This window comes from Serratia nevei, assembly GCF_024160145.1.
Classification (GTDB): Bacteria; Pseudomonadota; Gammaproteobacteria; order Enterobacterales; family Enterobacteriaceae; genus Serratia; species Serratia nevei_A.
Genome location: NZ_JAMYWQ010000004.1, coordinates 86,422 through 106,182, shown reverse-complemented (window position 1 = coordinate 106,182; position 19,761 = coordinate 86,422). Strand labels below are relative to the sequence as shown.

Annotated in this window: 18 protein-coding genes; 14 read left to right on the top strand and 4 right to left on the bottom strand. The window is 61.8% G+C overall.

The window, feature by feature from the left end:
• Positions 1-15 precede the first annotated feature (15 nt).
• The 10 genes from M6G53_RS05185 to ppnP all read left to right on the top strand — a co-directional run bounded on the left by M6G53_RS05185 (position 16) and on the right by ppnP (position 10,454).
• Entirely contained in the window at positions 16-582 is a 567-nt protein-coding gene (locus tag M6G53_RS05185; protein WP_253329501.1) for a heme acquisition protein HasA, read from the top strand.
• A gap of 72 nt (positions 583-654) precedes the next feature.
• Entirely contained in the window at positions 655-2,433 is a 1,779-nt protein-coding gene (locus tag M6G53_RS05180) for a type I secretion system permease/ATPase (protein ID WP_253329499.1), read from the top strand.
• On the top strand, positions 2,430-3,761 hold the full coding sequence (locus tag M6G53_RS05175) for an HlyD family type I secretion periplasmic adaptor subunit (protein WP_253329497.1): 1,332 nt from the start codon (positions 2,430-2,432) through the stop codon (positions 3,759-3,761). The genes M6G53_RS05180 and M6G53_RS05175 overlap by 4 nt, the downstream gene beginning before the upstream one ends.
• Positions 3,762-3,763: 2 nt before the next feature.
• Positions 3,764-4,555, top strand: coding sequence for an energy transducer TonB (locus tag M6G53_RS05170; protein ID WP_253329495.1), 792 nt, complete (start codon positions 3,764-3,766; stop codon positions 4,553-4,555).
• 253 nt (positions 4,556-4,808) lie between these two features.
• Positions 4,809-5,582, top strand: coding sequence for an IclR family transcriptional regulator (locus M6G53_RS05165; protein WP_253329493.1), 774 nt, complete (start codon positions 4,809-4,811; stop codon positions 5,580-5,582).
• Positions 5,583-5,801: 219 nt separating this feature from the next.
• Positions 5,802-7,358, top strand: a complete 1,557-nt coding sequence (locus M6G53_RS05160; RefSeq protein ID WP_253329491.1) for an OPT/YSL family transporter — start codon at positions 5,802-5,804, stop codon at positions 7,356-7,358.
• A gap of 34 nt (positions 7,359-7,392) precedes the next feature.
• Entirely contained in the window at positions 7,393-8,322 is a 930-nt protein-coding gene (locus M6G53_RS05155) for a DUF1177 domain-containing protein (protein WP_253329489.1), read from the top strand.
• Positions 8,323-8,326: 4 nt separating this feature from the next.
• Entirely contained in the window at positions 8,327-9,004 is a 678-nt protein-coding gene (locus tag M6G53_RS05150; RefSeq protein ID WP_253329488.1) for an AroM family protein, read from the top strand.
• A 132-nt stretch (positions 9,005-9,136) separates the two neighbouring features.
• Positions 9,137-9,871 carry a hypothetical protein gene (locus M6G53_RS05145; protein ID WP_253329486.1) on the top strand — a complete coding sequence of 245 codons (735 nt, stop codon included), beginning with the start codon at positions 9,137-9,139 and terminating at the stop codon, positions 9,869-9,871.
• A gap of 292 nt (positions 9,872-10,163) precedes the next feature.
• Positions 10,164-10,454 (top strand): pyrimidine/purine nucleoside phosphorylase, encoded by a 291-nt coding sequence (gene ppnP / locus M6G53_RS05140; RefSeq protein WP_004940463.1) that lies wholly within the window; start codon positions 10,164-10,166, stop codon positions 10,452-10,454.
• Positions 10,455-10,519: 65 nt separating this feature from the next.
• Here the strand turns inward: ppnP and rdgC are convergent, their stop codons facing one another.
• Positions 10,520-11,431: a recombination-associated protein RdgC gene (gene rdgC, locus M6G53_RS05135; protein WP_004940461.1), complete on the bottom strand. Its 912-nt coding sequence runs from the start codon at positions 11,429-11,431 to the stop codon at positions 10,520-10,522.
• A 218-nt stretch (positions 11,432-11,649) separates the two neighbouring features.
• Between rdgC and mak the strand changes: the two genes are divergently transcribed.
• From mak to M6G53_RS05120, 3 genes are all read left to right on the top strand, one after another.
• Positions 11,650-12,564 carry a fructokinase gene (gene mak, locus M6G53_RS05130; RefSeq protein WP_253329484.1) on the top strand — a complete coding sequence of 305 codons (915 nt, stop codon included), beginning with the start codon at positions 11,650-11,652 and terminating at the stop codon, positions 12,562-12,564.
• A gap of 102 nt (positions 12,565-12,666) precedes the next feature.
• Positions 12,667-12,900 (top strand): type II toxin-antitoxin system Phd/YefM family antitoxin, encoded by a 234-nt coding sequence (locus M6G53_RS05125; RefSeq protein ID WP_049199831.1) that lies wholly within the window; start codon positions 12,667-12,669, stop codon positions 12,898-12,900.
• Positions 12,897-13,283, top strand: a complete 387-nt coding sequence (locus M6G53_RS05120) for a type II toxin-antitoxin system VapC family toxin (protein ID WP_253329482.1) — start codon at positions 12,897-12,899, stop codon at positions 13,281-13,283. The genes M6G53_RS05125 and M6G53_RS05120 overlap by 4 nt, the downstream gene beginning before the upstream one ends.
• Here M6G53_RS05120 and licT read toward each other — a convergent pair.
• The 3 genes from licT to sbcD form a co-directional block, all read right to left on the bottom strand.
• Positions 13,280-14,128, bottom strand: coding sequence for a BglG family transcription antiterminator LicT (licT, locus tag M6G53_RS05115; RefSeq protein ID WP_253329481.1), 849 nt, complete (start codon positions 14,126-14,128; stop codon positions 13,280-13,282). The two genes, M6G53_RS05120 and licT, sit on opposite strands and share 4 nt — an antisense overlap.
• Before the next feature lie 224 nt (positions 14,129-14,352).
• Positions 14,353-17,604: an exonuclease subunit SbcC gene (sbcC, locus tag M6G53_RS05110; RefSeq protein ID WP_253329479.1), complete on the bottom strand. Its 3,252-nt coding sequence runs from the start codon at positions 17,602-17,604 to the stop codon at positions 14,353-14,355.
• A complete protein-coding gene (sbcD, locus tag M6G53_RS05105; protein WP_253329477.1) occupies positions 17,601-18,833 on the bottom strand; it encodes an exonuclease subunit SbcD in 1,233 nt (410 codons plus the stop codon). Before sbcD ends, sbcC begins: the two co-directional genes overlap by 4 nt.
• Before the next feature lie 215 nt (positions 18,834-19,048).
• Here sbcD and phoB point away from each other — a divergent pair, with 215 nt between their 5' ends.
• Positions 19,049-19,738, top strand: a complete 690-nt coding sequence (gene phoB, locus M6G53_RS05100) for a phosphate response regulator transcription factor PhoB (protein WP_004940438.1) — start codon at positions 19,049-19,051, stop codon at positions 19,736-19,738.
• The last annotated feature ends 23 nt before the right edge of the window (positions 19,739-19,761 follow it).

Here is a 19,761-nt window from a genome sequence, read left to right as displayed (position 1 = left end):
AATGGAGATAGAGAAATGGCATTTTCAGTCAACTATGACAGCAGTTTCGGCAGCTACAGCATCCATAACTATCTGAACGAGTGGGCGTCGTCGTTTGGCGATATCAACCACACCAACGGTAACGTCACCGACTCCAACAGCGGCGGCTTCTACGGCGGCAGCCTGTCCGGCAGCCAATATGCCGTGACCAGCACCGCCAATAACATCACCTCGTTCGTGGCGGGCGGCAACCTGACCTACACCTTGTTCAACGCACCGGCGCACACCCTGTACGGCCAACTGGATTCCCTGTCGTTCGGCGACGGGCTGAACGGCGGCGGGTCCACGCCGTACAACATCCAGGTGCCTGACGTCAGCTTCGGCGGCCTGAACCTCAGCAGCCTGCAGGCGCAGGGCCACGATGGCGTGGTGCACCAGGTGGTGTACGGCCTGATGTCCGGCGATACCGGCGCGCTGGAAACTGCGCTGAACGGCATCCTCGGCGACTACGGCCTGAGCGTCAATTCCACCTTCGATCAGGTAGCAGCGGCGACGGCGGTGGGCGTGCAGCATGCCGACAGCCCGGAACTGCTGGCGGCCTGATCGCGGCCGTTTGCCCGCCGGCGCCGCGCGCCCCGGCGGGCATTTTCTCGTTTTTAGCCGATGGAAAACGCCATGAAAAACGCCGTCAGGCGCGGAGAAGTGATGAGCGTGCTGGCCGCATACCGGCGCGGATTTTGGGGCATCGCGCTGTTTACCGCGGTGATCAACCTGCTGATGCTGGCCCCGGCGCTGTACATGCTGCAGGTCTACGATCGCGTGTTGCCGTCGGGCAACCGCATGACGCTGGCGATGCTGACCCTGCTGGTGGTCGGCCTTTACCTGTTTATGGGGCTGCTGGAGTGGGTGCGCAGCCAGGTGGTGATCCGCCTCGGCGCCCAGATGGATATGCGCCTGAATCAGCGGGTCTACGACGCCGCCTTCGAAACCAATCTGAAAACCGGCAACCCGCTGGCGGGGCAGGCGTTGAACGATCTGACCCACCTGCGCCAGTTCGCCACCGGCAATGCGCTGTTCGCCTTTTTCGATGCCCCCTGGTTCCCGGTTTATCTGCTGGTGGTTTTTCTGCTCCACCCCTGGCTTGGCGCGTTGGCCAGCGCCGGGGTGATCGTGCTGGTGCTGCTGGCCTGGCTCAACCAGCGGGTGTCGCAGGCGCCGCTCGCGGAGGCCGGCCGGGTCGCGCTGAGCGCCACGCAGCAGGCCAACGGCAACCTGCGCAATGCGGAGGCCATTGCCGCCATGGGGATGCTGACCGATTTGCGCCTGCGCTGGCTGCGGCAGCATCAGCAGTTCCTGCTGTTGCAGAACCGCGCCAGCGAGAAAATCGCCGCCGTCACCGCCTGGTCGAAAACCGTGCGGCTGGCGCTGCAGTCGCTGATGTTGGGCTGCGGCGCGCTGCTGGCGGTCAACGGCGACATTACGCCGGGCATGATGATCGCCGGTTCGATCCTGATCGGCAGGGTGCTGGGGCCGATCGATCAGCTGATCGGCGCCTGGAAGCAGTGGTCGTCGGCGCGCCAGTCCCTGCAGCGGCTGGAGGTGATGCTGGCCGCCAACCCGCCGCAGGCGGCGAGCCTGCCGCTGCCTGCGCCTAACGGCAGCTTGACCGTAAATCAGTTGGCCGCCAGTGCGCCCGGCGGGAGCGCACCGGTGTTGCACGGCGTCAGTTTTCGTCTGGAGGCCGCAGAGGTGCTGGGCGTGATTGGCGCGTCCGGATCCGGCAAAACGCTGCTGATGCGCCAACTGGTCGGCGCGCTGACGCCGCTTGGCGGCGACGTGCGGCTGGACGGTGCGGATCTCCGGCAGTGGGACAAACAGCAGCTGGGGCCGCATATCGGCTATCTGCCGCAGGATATTCAGCTGTTCGCCGGTACGCTGACGGAAAACATCGCCCGCTTTGGCCAGGTTGACGCCGAGAAGGTAGTGGCCGCCGCCGCGCTGGCCGGCGTGCACCAACTGATCCTGCATTTGCCCAAAGGGTATGAAACCGAGCTGGGAGAGGGCGGCAGCGGCCTGTCCGGCGGCCAGCGCCAGCGGGTGGCGCTGGCGCGCGCGCTGTACGGCTCTCCGGCGTTGGTGGTACTGGATGAACCGAATGCCAACCTCGATCGCGAAGGGGAAGAGGCTTTGCAGCGGGCGATCGAAGCGCTGAAGGCGCGCGGCACCACCATCGTGTTGGTGACCCACAAACCGGCTATCCTGGCGACGACCGACAAATTGCTGGTGCTGGCCGCCGGCCAGGTGCAGCACTTCGGCCCCAGTGACGCCATCCTGAAGAAACTGCCAGGTTTTGCGCCCGCTGCCGTACCGGCCAACGTCGGTCGCAACGGCGGCGGCTTCAACGTCAACTACGCCAACTTTGCCAAAACGGCCAGCGGTGAACGAAAAGTATGAACAATCAGAGTGCGATCCCCGGCGATATCGACGCCCTATCCCGCCAGTTCGACGAAGGGCGCCATCTGCGGCTCGGCGGCTGGCTGGTGCTGCTGGGATTTGGCGGCTTCCTGCTGTGGGGGCTGTTGGCGCCGTTGGATAAAGGCGTGCCGGTTTCCGGCAGCGTGGTGGTGGCCGGCAACCGCAAGGCGGTACAGCACCCGAGCGGCGGCGTGGTGTCGCAAATTCAGGTACATGAGGGCGACCGGGTCAGCGCCGGGCAGGTGCTGTTGCTGATGGATACCGTCGACAGCCGCACCCAGCGCGATGCGCTGCGCAGCCAGCAGTTGAGCAAAGCCGCCCAGCGGGCGCGGCTGCAGGCCGAGCGCGACGGCCTGCAGGCGATCGTTTTCCCCGCGTTGTTGCAAGCGCGGCGGGAGGAGCCGGAGGTGATGTCGTTGATGCTGTTGCAACAGCAGCTGTTCACCAGCCGCCGTGCGGCGTTGCAGAGCGAGCTGGCGGCGATCGCGGAGAGCATCGCCGGATCGCAGGCGATGCTGGAGGGGATCCGGCAGTCTTACGCCAGCAAACAGCGGCAAAAGGCCATGTTGCAGGAGCAGCTGGGCGGCATGCGCAAGCTGGCGGCACAGGGGTATGTGGCGCGCAACCGGCTGCTGGATCTGGAAGGGCAGTATGCGCAGATCGACGGCCAGGCGTCCGAGGACAGCGGCAATATCGGCCGCCTGGGGCGCCAGATCCTGGAGCTGAAGCTGCGGGCGATCCAGCGGCGGGAAGAGTATCAGAAAGAGGTCAGCAGCCAGCTGGCCGAGGTGCGGATGAAACTGGATGAACTGGATAACCGCCTGGCCAAGGCGGAGGCCGATCTGGGCCATACGCAGGTGAAAGCGCCGGTAGCGGGCACCGTGGTGGGGTTGAATGTGTTCACCGAAGGCGGCGTGATCGGCGCCGGCCAACAACTGATGGAGATCGTGCCCAGCGATCGGGGGCTGCAGGTGGAGGCGCGTATCCCGGTCGAGCTGATCGACAAGGTGCAGGTGGGCTTGCCGGTCGAGCTGTTGTTCTCGGCGTTTAACCAAAGCACCACGCCGCGCGTTGAGGGCGAAGTGACGTTGGTCGGGGCCGACCGCCTGACCGACGAGAAAAGCGGTACGCCCTATTACAGCGTGCGCGCCAGGGTCAGCGAAGACGGGCTGCGCCGCCTGAATGGGCTGGCGATCCGCCCGGGCATGCCGGTCGAAGGGTTCATCCGCACCGGCGAGCGTTCGATGATGAACTACCTGTTCAAACCGCTGACCGACCGCCTCCATCTGGCGCTGACGGAAGAGTGAGCATGTCGGTTTCGCCGCTGCCTTTCGCCGCGCCCGGCGCCGCCATGCCGTGGCGGCGTTGCCTGGTGCTGGTGCTGGGGCTGCATCTGCTGGCCGCGGCGCTGCTCTGGCCCTGGCGAAACAAGGCTGCGCCGCCGTGGGTGCCGCCGCCGGCGGTTATGGTGGTGATGGCCGCCGCACCCCAGGCCCAGGCCGAGGTAAAACAACCGCCGGGACAAAGGACGCCGCCACCTCAGGTTGAGCCGCCGGCGCCGCCGGAACCCTTGCCGACGGTGAAGGTGCCTGAAGCCGTACGGCCCAACATCGCCGTAGCGCCGAAGCAGAAAAAACCGCCCAGGCCGGTGAAGACCCTTCCCCTGCCGCGCACGCCGCCGCAGGAGAAAACGATCGCGCCACCGAAGATTGAGGAGCAAAGCGTCGGCGCGCCGCCGCCGGGTCGATCGGATAAAACGGCCGCGCCGCAAACCCGCCTGACGCCCTATGCGCAGGCGGGGGAGGATGGCTGGCGCAGCCGCATCAACGGCCGCCTCAATCGCTTTAAGCGTTACCCCAAGGACGCATTGCGGTTGAAGCGCCAGGGCGTCGGGCAGGTGCGTTTCACGTTGGACAGGCAGGGCCATGTGCTGGCAGTGACGCTGGTTAGCAGCGCCGGGCTGCCATCGCTGGATCGCGAAATCCAGGCGCTGGTCAAGCGCGCTTCGCCGCTGCCCACGCCGCCGGCGGAGGCCTACATCAACGGTACGGTGGAATTGACGTTGCCGATCGATTTCAGTTTGCGCGGCGCAGGTTTTTGAGCCGCGACAATATCTCCTCCTGATAAACTCATTTTTCAGCAGCTTGTCCTGCTGTTCATTATTTTCAAAGCGTATCGTTATTTTATTTGGCACGGATAAGTTGGCGTTCTACGCAATATTTTCATTTGAAAAGCATGAATGCCTTTTATTTCACGGCTGACAAAAAATAAACAGCTTGACGCTGAGGAGTTCGGGTTTTAGTTTTTAATGATAAAACAGGAACTGAGTTCCATATAGTGGAACAAGGCGGATCATGACAACGCTGGAAAATGCCGCTGCGGTATTAAAACTCTTTTCTCAACAACGCGTGATGCATGGCCAACCGGGCATTGCATTCAGCGACGTGGTGGGCCAACTGGCGCTGCCGAAAAGCACGGTATCGCGCCTGCTGCAGACCATGGAACATCAGGGCATGCTGGAGCGCGATCCCGATAGCCGGCGTTACCGCATTGGCGCGCTGTTGCTGGCGGCATCCAGCCACTACCTGTCGATGTCGTTGGTGGACAGCCTGGCGGCCAGTATGGCGCAGCTGTGCCGCCAGACGGCTTGTACCGGCTACCTTTCGATATTGGAAGGGCAGGAGATCATGGTGATGCGCATGTTCCCCGGCCGCCACTTTTTGCAGGTGGTTACCCCGGCGGGTTACCGTTCACCGGCGGCGGAAACCTCGGTCGGCCGGGCGATACTGGCGCGTGAAAGCGACGAGCAGGTTCGGGCGCGTTACGCCGGCGGTTACCGGGCGACTTCGCCCAATGCGCCGCAAACGTTGGATGCGCTGTTGCAGAAGTTGCAGCAGGTGAGGCGCCAGGGATGGTCGCTGGCGCGCAATGAAACCCTGAACAGCATCAGTTCGCTGGCGACCGCGTTGGTGAACAAGCACGGCAGCGAGACGGTGGGGCTGTGCCTGTCCTTCCCCTCGCAGGGCGAGGAGCAGCCGTTTGTACCGGAAGTCCTGGCCGAATTAACCGCAGTCAGCCGCCAACTGGCGGAAAAATATGGCGATGATTATTGGCAGCAGATCAAATAACGCGCCTGAGCAATCGTGTTTCATCATAATTAATGAGCGCCGACACCAGGGAACTCATTAATTATATTTCACCGTATTTTATTGGTAAGAAATAGACAGGCTGAATAAGAAGATAATCACGTTATGACGCCGGCAGTTCCAAATAATGGAACTGCCGCGGCGAGTTATCGTCTGGCGTTATTTCCGCCACGCGGCAGGGAATATTCAGGGAAACCAAGCATGAAATCAAATAATCCGCTAAAAGAGGCCGGCACGCTGTTGGTCATGGCGCTGCTTTCGGTGGTGGGGGCGATCATCGGCGTTCAGCTGATCACCACGCTGGGCGTGACGCCCAACACCTCGATCATCGGTGCGCTGATCGCCATGCTGTTGGCACGCATTCCGCTGCAAATGTTCCAACGCTACCGCTCGGTGCACACCCAGAACCTGGCGCAGACGGTGATTTCCTCAGCCACCTTCGGCGCGGCCAATTGTCTGCTGATGCCGATTGCGGTGCCTTACGTGATGGGGCAACCGCAGCTTATTTTACCGATGTTCTGCGGCGTGGCGGCGGCGATGCTGCTCGACGCCTATCTGCTTTATCGCCTGTTCGATACCAAAGTGTTCCCCGCCGCCAATGCCTGGCCGCCCGGCGTCGCCGCCGCGGAGGCGATTAAAGCCGGCGATCGCGGCGGCAAGCAGGCCTGGCTTTTGGTGGTGGGCGTAGGGGTGGGCATCGCCGGATCAATGCTCAAGATCCCCATGGCGGCCTTTGGCACCGCTTTTATCGGCAATATCTGGGCGCTGAGCATGTTCGGCGTCGGGCTATTGCTGCGGGCCTACGCCGAGCCGGTGGCCGGTTTCGATATCAACGCCCATTTTATTCCGCACGGCGTGATGGTCGGCGCCGGCCTGGTGGCGCTGATCCAGGTTGCGCAGGTGATCCGCAGCCGTCGCGCCGAGAGCACCGGTTATACCCAACCGGACAGTGCGGTAAGCAAAGCGCTCGGCCTGGGCGCAGTCGGTTACATCGCCATCGCTGCGTTTTTGGCTCTGGTCGGCGGGCTGTTTAGCGAAATGTCGCTGCCGATGTTGGCGCTGTTCGTGATTTACGCGGCGTTCGCCGCTTTCGTGCATGAGCTGATCGTCGGTATCGCCGCCATGCACTCCGGCTGGTTTCCGGCGTTCGCGGTGGCGTTGATCACCCTGATCGTCGGTATCCTGATCGGTTTCCCACCGCTGGCGCTGTGCATCCTGACCGGTTTTACCGCCGCCACCGGGCCGGCCTTCGCCGACATGGGCTTTGATTTGAAAGCCGGCTTCATCCTGCGCGGCTACGGCGAGGATCTGCGGCAGGAGCTGCTGGGGCGCCGCATTCAGCTGTTTGCGGCGCTGATCGCCTTCCTCATCGCCATTCCGGTGGTTTACCTCTCTTATCACAGCTATTTCCTGCAGGACCTGATCCCGCCGGTCGCGCGCGTTTACGCCAAGACCATCGAGGCCGGTGCGCAGCCGGGCATCGCCTGGAGCCTTTTGATCTGGGCGATCCCCGGCGCCGTGGTACAGCTGATCGGCGGCCCTAAGCGCCAGCTCGGCGTGCTGCTGGCAACCGGTCTGCTGATCAACAACGCCTTGGCCGGGTGGGCGGTGCTGGTGGGCATCGCGCTGCGCGTGGCGATCCTGCGCCGTTGGGGCGATCGCGGCCGAACGCCGATGGAGATCATGGCGGCCGGGTTTATCGCCGGCGACGCGCTCTACAACTTCTTCAGCTCGATTTTTTCCAGCAAGGGCAAATAGCCCCTGCCGATGACATTGGTGAGGTAAAACGACCATGAGTTTGCAACAAACGCTGCAGGTTTTTGAATTGATGGATAGCGCATTCGTCAGCGGCCAGGACGTCGTCGATCTGTTTGCGCCTTACCCGGCTATCCGGGCCAGCACCTTGCGCGCTGACGGGCCGAAGGGGGGTACCGATTTCGTGCGCATCGAGATCCCCGGCAGCGCAGGCAAATTCGCTGGCGGTGCGGCGCCGACGCTGGGCATTATCGGCCGCCTGGGCGGCATCGGCGCGCGGCCGACGCGTATCGGGCTGGTGTCCGACGGCGACGGCGCGATCGCCGCCATTGCCGCCGCGCTGAAGCTGGCGCAGATGCAGCGTAAGGGCGACACGCTGCCGGGCGATGTGATCGTCACCACCCATATTTGTCCGAACGCGCCGACCCGGCAGCACGATCCGGTCGATTTTATGGATTCGCCGATCGATGACGTGACGATGAACGATAATGAAGTGGTGCCGGAGGCTGACGCCATCCTGTCCATCGATACCACCAAAGGCAACCGCATCATCAACCACAAAGGCTATGCGCTGTCGCCGACGGTGAAAGAGGGCTACATCCTGCGGGTGGCGGAAGATCTGCTGCGCATCATGGAGATGACCAGCGGCCGCCCGGCGGTGACCTTCCCGATCACCACGCAGGACATCACCCCTTACGGCAACGGCGTGCATCACCTCAACAGCATCCTGCAGCCCTCGACCGCCACCGCGGCGCCGGTGGTCGGCGTGGCGATTTGTAGCGAATCGGTGGTGCCGGGCTGCGGCACCGGCGCCAGCCACGAAACGGACATCGCACTGGCGGTCAAATTCGCGGTGGAAGTCGCCAAAGAATTCGGCCGTGGCACCTGCCGGTTCTACGATGCCGCCGAATACGGCCAGCTGCTGGCGCTGTACGGCAGCCTGAGCCACCTGCAAAAAAGGAGATAGACCCATGACGGCTTCATTCGCCACGCTAACTCTCGGTCAGGCCCCGCGCAGCGATATCATGCCGCTGCTGTCTGCTTATCTGCCGGCGGAGCGGGTGAGGCACGTCGGTTTGCTGGACGGCCTGGATGCCGGGCAGATCGCCGAGCGCTATGCGCCGCAACAGGGCGATAAGCTGCTGGTGTCGCGCCTGTTGGATGGTACGCAGGTGACGCTCGGTGCCGCTCGCGTCGAAAGCGGGTTGCAGCAGAAGATCCGCGAACTGGAGGCGGCGGGGTGCCAGGTGATCCTGCTGCTGTGCACCGGCGAATTCGGCCGCTTGCAGGCGGAACAGGCGCTGTTGCTGGAGCCAGATCGCATTATTCCGCCGTTGATCTCCGCGATCGTCGGCGCACACCGCGTCGGCATCGTGGTGCCGATGGCGGAACAGGTTGGGCAGCAGGCGCGTAAATGGCGGCAGCTGGCGACGCCGCCGAGCTATGCCGTCGCCAGCCCCTATCTGGCAGATGATGCCGCGCTGGAGCAGGCAGCTTGCGCACTGCTGCGGCAGGGGGCGGAGGTGGTGGTGCTGGACTGCATCGGTTATCACCAGCGCCATCGCGCCTTTTTGCAGGCGCGTCTGTCGGTGCCGGTGCTGCTGTCGAACGTACTGGTCGCCAAGCTGGCCGCAGAGTTAATCGACTGATTCAAATAGCGATAAGTCAGGCGTTTTGCGCCCGTGATATGGCCCCTCGATTTGTGGGACACCTTAGGATACCGCAAAATGAGCAGGGGAAAGTATGATACTGAGTGGCTTCATCAGATGTGGTGCTTATATTTGGCTGTAGCAAAAGGATTTAAATCAATACAAGGAATGAGTATGTTTCGGGTTTCTGCGCTGGTATTCATCTTCGCGCTTGTCGGGTGCGATTTTTCATCATTTCATTTAGGCAAACAACCCGATACACGGCAGCCACTGAGCGGGGCATTGCTAAATTTACCTGCTGATATCAAGAACGATATTGCCTATGAGGCAATAACTCATGGCAAAAATAGGGATGATATTCTCGTCATGACATTTCAAAGCGCCAAATACGGTTACTTGAGACTGTCTAATGAGGATATTTCATGGCATGTTGAGACTGTCAATAAAATTCTCCATTTATTGAGTACGGAAGAGTGTGCAACGGTCATGTTGTCTGCCAAGATCACCCCCGATGTGATAAAGAGTTTCGATGCGGCTTTATTACGGCTTGACGAAAAGGAACGGGCGAAGTTCATTGATCAAACCATTCGCGCATTTAGAGCCATCATTTTGGCTTCTCCGCCAGAACCGCAAATAGATTTTGAAGTATTGACTGATGCGTACTCTCGATTTGTAAGCAAGTTGTCTTATGAAAACCAGATGGGCGTCGTCTATATCAGTGACTCTTATAAGGAAGAAAAAAGCACCAGGCCATTTGATAGTGCTGCGGTTTGTCGCGCCGGACGGGCGTTATATGAACAGTACGGCGAAATGAAACCTGATGAGCAGCCGTTGATTGCGAGATCGCTGGTGAAATTCTTTTGGTAGCGGCTCTAATTTTAGCCTGTCTACGATGTTGAACGAGCTGCTCGTGCCGGATAATGCATGTGATAGCGTTAATCGACTGATTCAAATAGCGATAAGTCAGGCGCTCGACGCGGCCTCAGGCGCTTTGCGCCCAGGGATCGCCCAGGGCTTCAGCAGCCTTGGCTGCCGGTGAGAGGCCCGGCAGCGTTTTCCTCTGCGCCGCGATCGCATTTCGCGCGAAAAACCAGTGACAGATCAAGCGCAATCCCCCAATATGGATTTTCCATCAAGATGATTACGCGGGTGCCAGTCTATGCTGAAAGTGAATGAGTATTTTGCCGGAAAAGTGAAGTCTATCGGTTTTGACAGTAGCAGCATCGGTCTTACCAGCGTGGGCGTGATGGAAGAGGGTGAATACACCTTCTCCACCGCGCAGCCGGAAGAAATGACGGTGATCACCGGGGCGCTGAAAGTGCTGCTGCCGGGAGCGCCGGACTGGCAGGTGTTTACGCCGGGCGAGAAGTTCTTCGTGCCGGGGCACAGCGAGTTCAACCTGCAGGTGGCCGATGCGACCGCCTATCTGTGCCGCTACCTGAGCAAATAAACTTTGTTCGTTAGGGGAACGCAGGGCTCAGCGGATGCTGGGCCCTGGTCGTTTCTGAGGCGGGATTAACGCTGGGCTTCGCCGCCGAGCGCTTCGATGGTGTTTTTGATCAACGCCGCCAGCTCGCTGGTCATCAGGATAAAGTCGGCGTCAAAGCGCTGAGCGAAGTCATCGCGATCGATGTCGTCGTTCTGCTCGCGCAGCGTGTCGGCGAACTTCAGGCGCTTGAGCGAGCCGTCATCCGACAGCATCAGCTGAATGCGCTCCTGCCAATCCACCGCCAGTTTGGTCACCAGCTTGCCGGCCTCGATGTGCACCGCGATTTCGTCGCTGATCAGGTTCTGCTTCTTGCAGCGGATCACGCCGCCTTCTTCCAGAATCGCCTTCAGTTCAGCTTCATCCTGAATGGCGAAGCCGGCCGGCATCTCGCCGGAACGCACCCATTCGGTCAGCGTCAGTTCGATCGGGCTTTCCATGGTCAGCGGCACTACCGGCAGCGAGCCGAGGCTCTTGCGCAGCAGCGCCAGCGTATCTTCGGCGCGTTTGGCGCTGGCGGCATCGACCATGATCAGATCGTTGACGGTGTCTATCCACATGAAGGTCTGGTTGAAGCGGCTGAACGCGCGCGGCAGCAGGCTGTGCAGCACTTCGTCCTTCAGCGCGTCTTTTTCGGTTTTCTTCAGTTTGCGGTGTTGTTCCGCCTCCAGGCGCTCAATCTTGGCCTGCAGCTCTTGCTTGATGACCGGCGACGGCAGGATTTTCTCTTCCTTGCGCGCGCAGATAACGATCTGGCCGTTGACCGCGTGCGTCAGCGCATCGCTGTGCGAGCCCATCGGGGAGACCCAGCCGGTCTTCGCCATGTCCTGGCTGCCGCACGGCGTGAAGGCGAACGCGCTGAGTTGTTTTTCCATTTCATCCGCGTTTAACGCCACTTCGCGGCTCAAACGGTAAACCATCAAATTCTTAAACCACAGCATAATGTTATCCCAGGCTGGGCGTGCGCTTGGCACGCTGATTCGTCAAAAGCAGGGCGGCATGATAACGAATTGACGCTGAAAAATCGCCCCATTCTCTGCGAATTGCGTCGCCGTACGCAGCGGAAAAGGCTTGGCCGGGGGGGGGAGAGAAACAGGTGATTCATCCGCGCGCTTACATTAGGCTGTGGCAACGCTGCGCTGCATTGAGGAGAAAAAACGTGCGCATTGGCATCGATTTGGGCGGGACAAAAATTGAAGTGATTGCGTTGGCGGACGATGGGCGGGAGCTGTTTCGCCATCGCATCGCCACGCCGCGCCACGATTACGGGCAAACCCTGGCGGCGATCGCCGGGCTGGTGAAACTGGCGGAGGATCAGACCGGCGCGCGGGGATCGGTCGGGATCGGCATTCCTGGCACGCTGTCGCCGTTTACCGGACGGGTGAAAAACGCCAACTCGGTATGGCTCAACGGCCAACCGCTGGACAAGGATCTGTCGGAGCTGCTGGCGCGCGAGGTGCGTATCGCCAACGACGCCAACTGCCTGGCGGTGTCGGAAGCCACCGACGGCGCAGGCGCCGGCGCGCAAACCGTGTTTGCGGTCATTATCGGCACCGGCTGCGGCGCCGGCGTGGCGCTGAACGGCCAGGCGCATTCCGGCGGCAACGGCATCGCCGGCGAATGGGGCCACAATCCGCTGCCGTGGCAGGATGACGATGAGCTGCGTTACGCCCGCGAAGTGCCGTGCTACTGCGGCAAGCCGGGCTGCATCGAAACCTTTATTTCCGGCACCGGTTTCGCCACCGACTATGCGCGCCTGAGCGGCAGCGTGCTGCAAGGGCACGAGATCATGGCGCTGAGCGAGCGGGGCGATGCGCGGGCGGAGCAGGCGATCGTTCGCTACGAAATGCGGCTGGCGAAAGCGTTGGCGCACGTGATCAACATCCTGGATCCGGACGTGGTGGTACTCGGCGGCGGCATGAGCAACGTCGATCGCCTGTACCGCACGGTGCCGCAACGGGTGAAAGACTGGGTGTTCGGCGGCGAGTGTGAAACGCCGATCCGCAAGGCGGTTCACGGCGATTCCAGCGGCGTACGCGGCGCGGCCTGGCTGTGGCCGCAACAGCAGCGCTAAGCGTTGCAACAAAGCGCGAGGCTGCTCGCGCTTTAAACGACTCCCTGTACAAAAACTGGACGGCGCTTTATGCTTTAGCTAACTTAGCTAAGGAGGACGCGTATGGCAATTCAGGCCAATATGCACGAAGCCAAATCCAATCTGAGCCAGCTGGCGGACAGAGCCGCGGAGGGAGAAACCGTGATTATTGCAAAAGCAGGGAAGCCGTACGTGCAACTGGTCGCCATCCAGGGTGAAGCGCGCCGCCCCGGCGCCGCCAAAGGCAAGTTCACCGTGCCGGCGGATTTCAACGCGGGGGATGCGGCCATTGCGGCGCTGTTTGAGGGCGATGAATGAAGCGCCTGTTGCTGGATACCCACGCGCTGCTGTGGTGGCTGATCGATGACGCCTGCCTGGGCGCGAACGCCAAAAGGCAGATCGCCGATCCGGGCAATGCGGTGTACGTCAGCGCGGCCAGCATTTGGGAGATCTCGATCAAGCAGGCGCTGGGCAAGCTGGCGCTGCCGGAGGACATCTTTGCGATCATCGAGGCCGAAGATTTTCTGTCGCTGCCGATGGACGCCTTTCACTGCCAACAGGCCGGGCAGCTGCCGCCCCTCCATCAGGATCCTTTCGATCGCATGCTGATCGCGCAGGCGCAGGCCGAGGGGCTGACGCTGATCTCCGCCGACGCGGTGTTCCCGCAGTACGGCGTGCGGGTGGCGGACGCCCGCCGTTAGGTCGGTTTTTCCTCGCTTTCGCTGCGCACCCGTTCGATATGGATGGTCAGGAACATCATCTCTTCCGTGGTGAGCTGGTGCTGGTAGTGTTTTTCGATATGGCGGTTGATCTTGCCGGCGCAGGCGAATGACTCGCGGTATTTCTCTTTCACCACCTGATACAGCGAATCGTCGTCGCTGTCGACGTAGTTTTTCCCCAGCAGGCGCTGGGCGAAGAATTTCAAATGGGTGACGAAACGGTGATAGCTCAGGGCTTCCTCGTTGTAATCAAAGCGGAAATGGTATTTGACCAGGTTGAGGATCTCTTGCATCACGCGGGTGATGTGCAGCGTGTTGTGCATCTCGTCGTTTAGCTGGGCGTTAACCAGGTGCAGGGCGATAAATCCGGCTTCGTCTTCCGGCAGCGCGGTATCCAGCCGTTGGGCGATCAGGGCCAGCGCCTCCAGCCCGACGGCGAACTCGGCCGGGTAGAGCTTTTTAATTTCCCACAGCAACGCATTTTTGATATCCAGCCCTTCCGCGTGGCGCTGCAGGGCGAAATGGATGTGATCGGTCAGCGTGATGTAGACAATGTTGTGCAGCTTGCCCGGCAGGCGTTCGCGGGCAAGGGTAATAATCCTGTCGGCGGTGGTGACGCAGGCCAGCGGGATCTCGGAGAGCAGCTCTTTATAGCGCTCGGCGATTTCCCCGCCGTTATGGGTGAACACCTTTTCGATCAGGCTTTCGTCCAGCGTATCGCCGGGCTTCTTTTTAAAGCCGATTCCTTTTCCCATGACCACCGTCTCTTCCTGACGGTCGTCCAGCGTAATCACCACGTTATTATTGAGTATTTTAGCGATTTTCATGGTCTTTCCCGGTGTTTCAGCATCCTGAAAACGAAAAAACCTGACGCCCGGAAGCGATCCCGGGCGTCAGGTTTTGCCTGTATTTTATGTTTCTGCCCTGCGGCCTGAGCGGCGGAGGGGATACAGTAACAATCCTGTTATGCCTGCATCATAACCCGTGCTCGCCGCGGCTCAACGCTTTTCACCGCGGAGTGCCGCCGCGGTCACACTTCTGCGCCGCGGGATCATTCCAGCCTGAAGTGCGCCTCCAGCCGGCTGACGCCGAGCCCGTTGACCTTTTTCACCTTGATCTGCACCGGAATGCGCTCTTTCATTGCCTCGACGTGGCTGATCACGCCAATGGTTTTGCCGGAGGCATTCAGGCTGTCCAGCGCGTCCAGCGCGGTATCGAGGGTTTCGGCGTCCAGCGTACCGAAGCCTTCGTCGAGGAACAGCGAGTCGATGCTGGTTTTGTGGCTGACCAGATCGGACAACGCCAGCGCCAGAGCCAGACTGACCAGGAAGCTCTCGCCGCCGGAGAGGGTTCGGGTATCGCGCAGCGCGTCGGCCTGCCAGGTATCCACCACCTGCAGCTCCAGCGCATCGCTGGTCTTGCGCTGCAGCAGGTAGCGCCCGTGCAGCCGGCCGAGCTGAAGGTTGGCCAGATAAACCAGATGATCGAGCGTCAGCCCCTGAGCGAAGCGGCGGAACTTGTCGCCTTCTTTCGAGCCGATCAGCTGGTTGAGGTAGCTCCAGTCGTCGTAGTCTTGCTGGCTGCGGGCGATTTGCTCGAACAGCGCCTGTTGATTGAGGCGGCGGGCGGCATCGCTTTCCAACTGGTTGCGCACTTCGCCCTGACGCAGCTGCAGCGCCTTCAACTGCTGTGCCAGCTCGGCCAGCGATTGGGTGAGCGCGTCGAGATCCGCATTGGCTTCATCCAGCCCTTCAGGGCGGTGTTGCTGATGCTGCTCCAGCGTTTGCGTCGCCTGTGCCAGCAGGGCGGCAGCCTCCACCTGCCGCTGTTGCAGCTGCTCTTTGCGCTGCTGCAATTCGCGGCGCAGGGCGTCGTCCAGCAGTGCGGCGGCGAAGGCGGTTTCATCGGCGAATTCGCTGTCGCCCAGCGCCTGTTGCCACTGCTGCTGCGCCTGCAGCAGCCGTTCCTGCATCTGGGTGTGCTGTTGTTGCAGAGCGGCCTGCTGGCCGGCCAGGCGCTCGCGCAGTTCCTGCGCCTTTTGCCACTGTTCGGCGGCCTGCAAGCTGGCCTGTTCACCGGCGGTTTGTTTGGCGCGCAGCTGTTCCCGCACCTCGGCGATCTGCTGTTCGCCGAACAGCGCCAGCCGCTGCGCACGTCGCTCGGTGAGGGCCTTCTCGCCTTCCTGCCAGCGTTGTTGCAGTTCTTGCTGCTGTTGCAGGCTGCCGGCGTGGGTTTTCTGCAGCAGCGTAAAGCGCTCTTCGAGCAGCGCCAGCTGTTGCTGCGCCTGCTGCTGCTGCGTTTGCAGGGCGGCGAGCGCATCTTTTGCCTGCTGTACCGCCTGGGCCGCCTGTTCATGCTGTTGCAGCGCGTGCTGCCCGTGCCGCTCTTCGTCGTCGCAGCCGCTCAGCCAGGTGCTGAGTTGCTCGCCCTCTGCCAGCGTAAAGTCGAACGCCAGCGGTGCGCTGAGCTGCTGCCACTGCTGCTGTTGGGCAGCCAGCTGCTGCTCATCCTGCGCGATGGCCTGCTGCTGACGTTGCTGCTGCTCCTGCAGGCCTTCACAGCGGGTGCGCAGCTCGGTGCCCTGGGTGTGCAGTTTCTCGGCGAGGGCGCGCATCTCAACCAGGCGCTGTTCCGTCGCCGAAGGCTGCACCGCCTGATACTGGTCCACCGCCGGGTGGCTGGTGGAGCCGCACAGCGGGCAGGGGGCGCCGCTCTGCAGCAGGGCGCGCTCCGCTTCCAGGCTGACGATGCGTTTTTCCAGCTCGTGGATCCGTTCTACTTCCTGTAGCTGCGCCTTGTGCTGCTTGAATTGCTGACGCGCGTTCTCCAACTGCTGCTGCAGCCCGGCGAGCTGCGTTTGCCGTTCGGCGTGCTCCGCCTGCTGCCGGGTCAGACGGTCGCGGGTCTGACGATAAAGGGAAGCGAGCGTGAACAGCTGCTGGCGCGTTGGGCGCAGATCCGCCAGCGCGCTCAGGCGCTGGCGCAGCGGGGTCAGCGGCGTTTGCGCCTCCAGCGCCTGCTGCTGCCGTTGTTGAACGGCCAGCGCTTCGTTCAGCGCGTTCAACTGCTGCTGATACTGAGCGGCCTGCGTTGCCAATTGGTGGCGCTGGGCGGTGAGCTGATCCAGGGTCGTCTGCTGCTGGGCGCACTGCTGCGCGGCGGCGTCGCCGGCCTGTCGCCGCTCGGCCTGCGTCGATTGCAGTTGGGCTATTTGGTGGTCGAGCGGGGCGACCTGCTCATCGATCAGCCGTTGCTGTTGCCGCATATGCTCGGCATGGGCTTGCTGCGCCAGACGGGCCTTTTCCACCGCCTGCTGCAGCGGCGCCAGCTGCGCCGAGTGCTGTTCCTGTTGCTGCATCAGCTGGGCTGCCTGCTGTTGTATCGTCTGCAGCTCGGCGCGGCAGCGATCGCGCTCGCCGCGCAGCGGCCGCAATTTCTCGGCCGGTTCGCTGAGCGCCAGCCGCTGCAACTGTGGGGTGGCCTCGGTCTGCTCGCGTCGGGCGGTTTCCAGCCGCACTCGGCCATCGTGTTGCTGTTGCCGGAGGTGTTGCCATTGCTGTAGCCAGCTCAGCGCCTGTTGCTGTCGCCGGGTTTGCTCGCCGAGGGCGCTTTCCTGCGCGCTCAGCGCCGTCAGCTGTTCAGTCAGGGCGTGGCGCTGCTCGTCGTTCAGCAGCTCGATGCCGCTGGCGCGCTGGTGCAACGCATCCAGGTCGGTTTTGGCCTGCTTGTGGGATTCGAACACCTGTTCGGATAGCCGCCCGTAGATTTCGGTGCCGGTCAGCTCTTCCAACAGCTCGGCGCGATCGTTGGCGTCGGCGTTGAGGAAGGCGGCGAACTGCCCCTGTGACAGCATCATCGATTTGGTGAAGCGGCCGAAGTCCAGCCCGGTGATGGCGGCGGTGATCTCCAGCTTGTCGCGCACTTTGTCCGCCAGGATCTTGCCGTCCTCGCGGCGTGCCAGTTCGACCTTCGGTGCCTGCAGGTTGCCGTCCGGCGCATTTTTGGCGCGGCGCTGGCTCCAGAAGGCGCGATAGCCGACGCCCTTGACCTCGAATTCGACCTCCGCCAGCGATTCGGCGGTATGGCGGGTCATCAGCTCATTCTGGCTCGGCGTGACGTTGAGACGCGGCGTCTGGTGGTACAGCGCCAGGCAGATGGCGTCCAGCAGGGTGGTTTTGCCCGCGCCGGTCGGGCCGGTAATGGCGAACAGACCGTTGCTGGCGAACGGCTCGGCGGTGAAGTCAATTTTCCACTCGCCCTGCAGCGAGTTGAGGTTTTTTAACCGCAGGCTGAGGATCTTCATGGTTGGGTCTCCTCAGGATGGTGCTGCACCGCATCGACCACCTGACGGAACAGTTGATGCATCCGCCGTTGGCGTGCTTCGGGCATGTCGGCCTCCTGCGCCAGGCGCCGTTCGAACACCTCGTTGACGCTCAGCTCGTTCAGCGTTTCCTTGTCCTGCTGCGCGATCGCCTGGCGGCGTTGCTCTTTGCTGCGCCGCAGCAGCACCACTTCCACCGGCAGTTCATCGGCCATCAGCTGGATACGGCGCTGGATATCGCTGAGGTAGTCCTGCGTCGCCACTTCGATATCCAGCCACACCGGCAGCTCGCCGGCATAGTCGGCAAATTGCTGCAGCTGCCGTTCGATCTCGGCCAGATCGCCTTTGATCAGCTGCATGGGCTGGAACTGCGGGATCGTTAACGCGTCTACCTGCTGCAGGGCACCGTCGGCGAAATCCACCAGGAAGACGCTTTTGGCTTTGCCCAGCTCATCGAAGCTGAGCGGGATCGGCGAGCCGCTATAGCGAATATGTTCCGACTTGGCGACGTTCTGCGCGCGGTGAATATGGCCCAGCGCGATGTAGTCGGCGGGAGGGAAAGCCTGCGCCGGGAAGGCGTCGAGGGTGCCGATATAGATGTCGCGCACCGAGTCGGAGGTGGTGACGCCGACGGTGGTCAGGTGGCCGGTGGCGACGATCGGCAGCGGCAGGCCCAACTGGTCGCGGCGTTCGCAGGCCGCCTGATACAGCGCCTGATAATGTTCGGCGATGGCTTCCTGCAGCGCCTGCTGTTTCTGCGCGCCGGATTCGCCGGCGCGGCTGGTGAGCAGATCGCGCGGCCGCAGGAACGGAATGGCGCACAACACCGCGCCCGGCTGGCCGCTGCGCCGGTTCAGCACCACGATCTGCTGCTCAAGGGCGCCCTGGGCGCTGGCGATCACCGTGGTGTTCAGGCAGGAGAGCAGTTCACGCGATTCGTTCAGCGTCGCTACCGAGTCGTGGTTGCCGCCCAGCACCACCAGCTGGCAGCCGGTGCGCTGCAGTTCCACCACGAAGCGGTTGTACAGCTCGCGGGCGTAGCTGGGCGGCGAGCCGGTATCGAACAGGTCCCCGGCGACGATCAGCGCATCCACCTGCTGCTGCTCGATCTGTTCGATCAGCCAGTTCAGAAAAGCCTGGTGCTCGGCGGCGCGGCTTTTGGTGAAAAAGTACTGGCCAAGGTGCCAGTCAGAGGTGTGGATCAGGCGCATGACACTCCCGGATGCAAAGGTGATGGCGGTGATTATAAAGGCCGCGGCGGCGGCTGTCCCGGCGCAATCATTATGACAACGGAATGATTTTTCTTTGCGGCGAGAAATAATCGCTATGCTTACTGCCTATAACAGCCGCTTTTTTTCATAAAAGTGTCACAAAACTGACGCATAATGGCGCCCGCAAAGTCGCTAACACATTGGCAGGATTGACGATGGCAAGACGCATACTGGTGGTGGAAGACGAAGCGCCGATCCGTGAGATGGTGTGCTTTGTGTTGGAACAGAATGGTTACCAACCGTTGGAAGCCGAGGATTATGACAGCGCCGTGACGCGCCTGTCTGAGCCGTTCCCTGATTTGGTGTTGCTCGACTGGATGTTGCCCGGCGGTTCCGGCATTCAGTTTATCAAACATATGAAGCGCGAAGCGCTGACCCGCGATATCCCGGTGATGATGTTGACCGCGCGCGGCGAAGAGGAAGACCGGGTGCGCGGCCTGGAGGTGGGGGCGGATGATTATATCACCAAGCCGTTCTCACCCAAGGAGCTGGTGGCGCGCATCAAGGCGGTCATGCGCCGCATTTCACCGATGGCGGTGGAAGAAGTGATTGAAATGCAAGGGCTGAGCCTGGATCCCTCCTCCCACCGCGTGATGGCGAACGATCAGGCGCTGGACATGGGGCCGACCGAGTTCAAGCTGCTGCACTTCTTTATGACCCACCCGGAGCGGGTTTATAGCCGCGAGCAGTTGCTTAATCACGTCTGGGGCACTAACGTTTATGTGGAAGACCGTACCGTTGACGTGCATATCCGTCGGCTCCGCAAGGCGTTAGAGACCAGTGGGCATGATAAAATGGTTCAAACCGTTCGGGGCACCGGCTACCGGTTCTCAACGCGCTACTGATCGCGCCGCGCTGGAGAGTATGC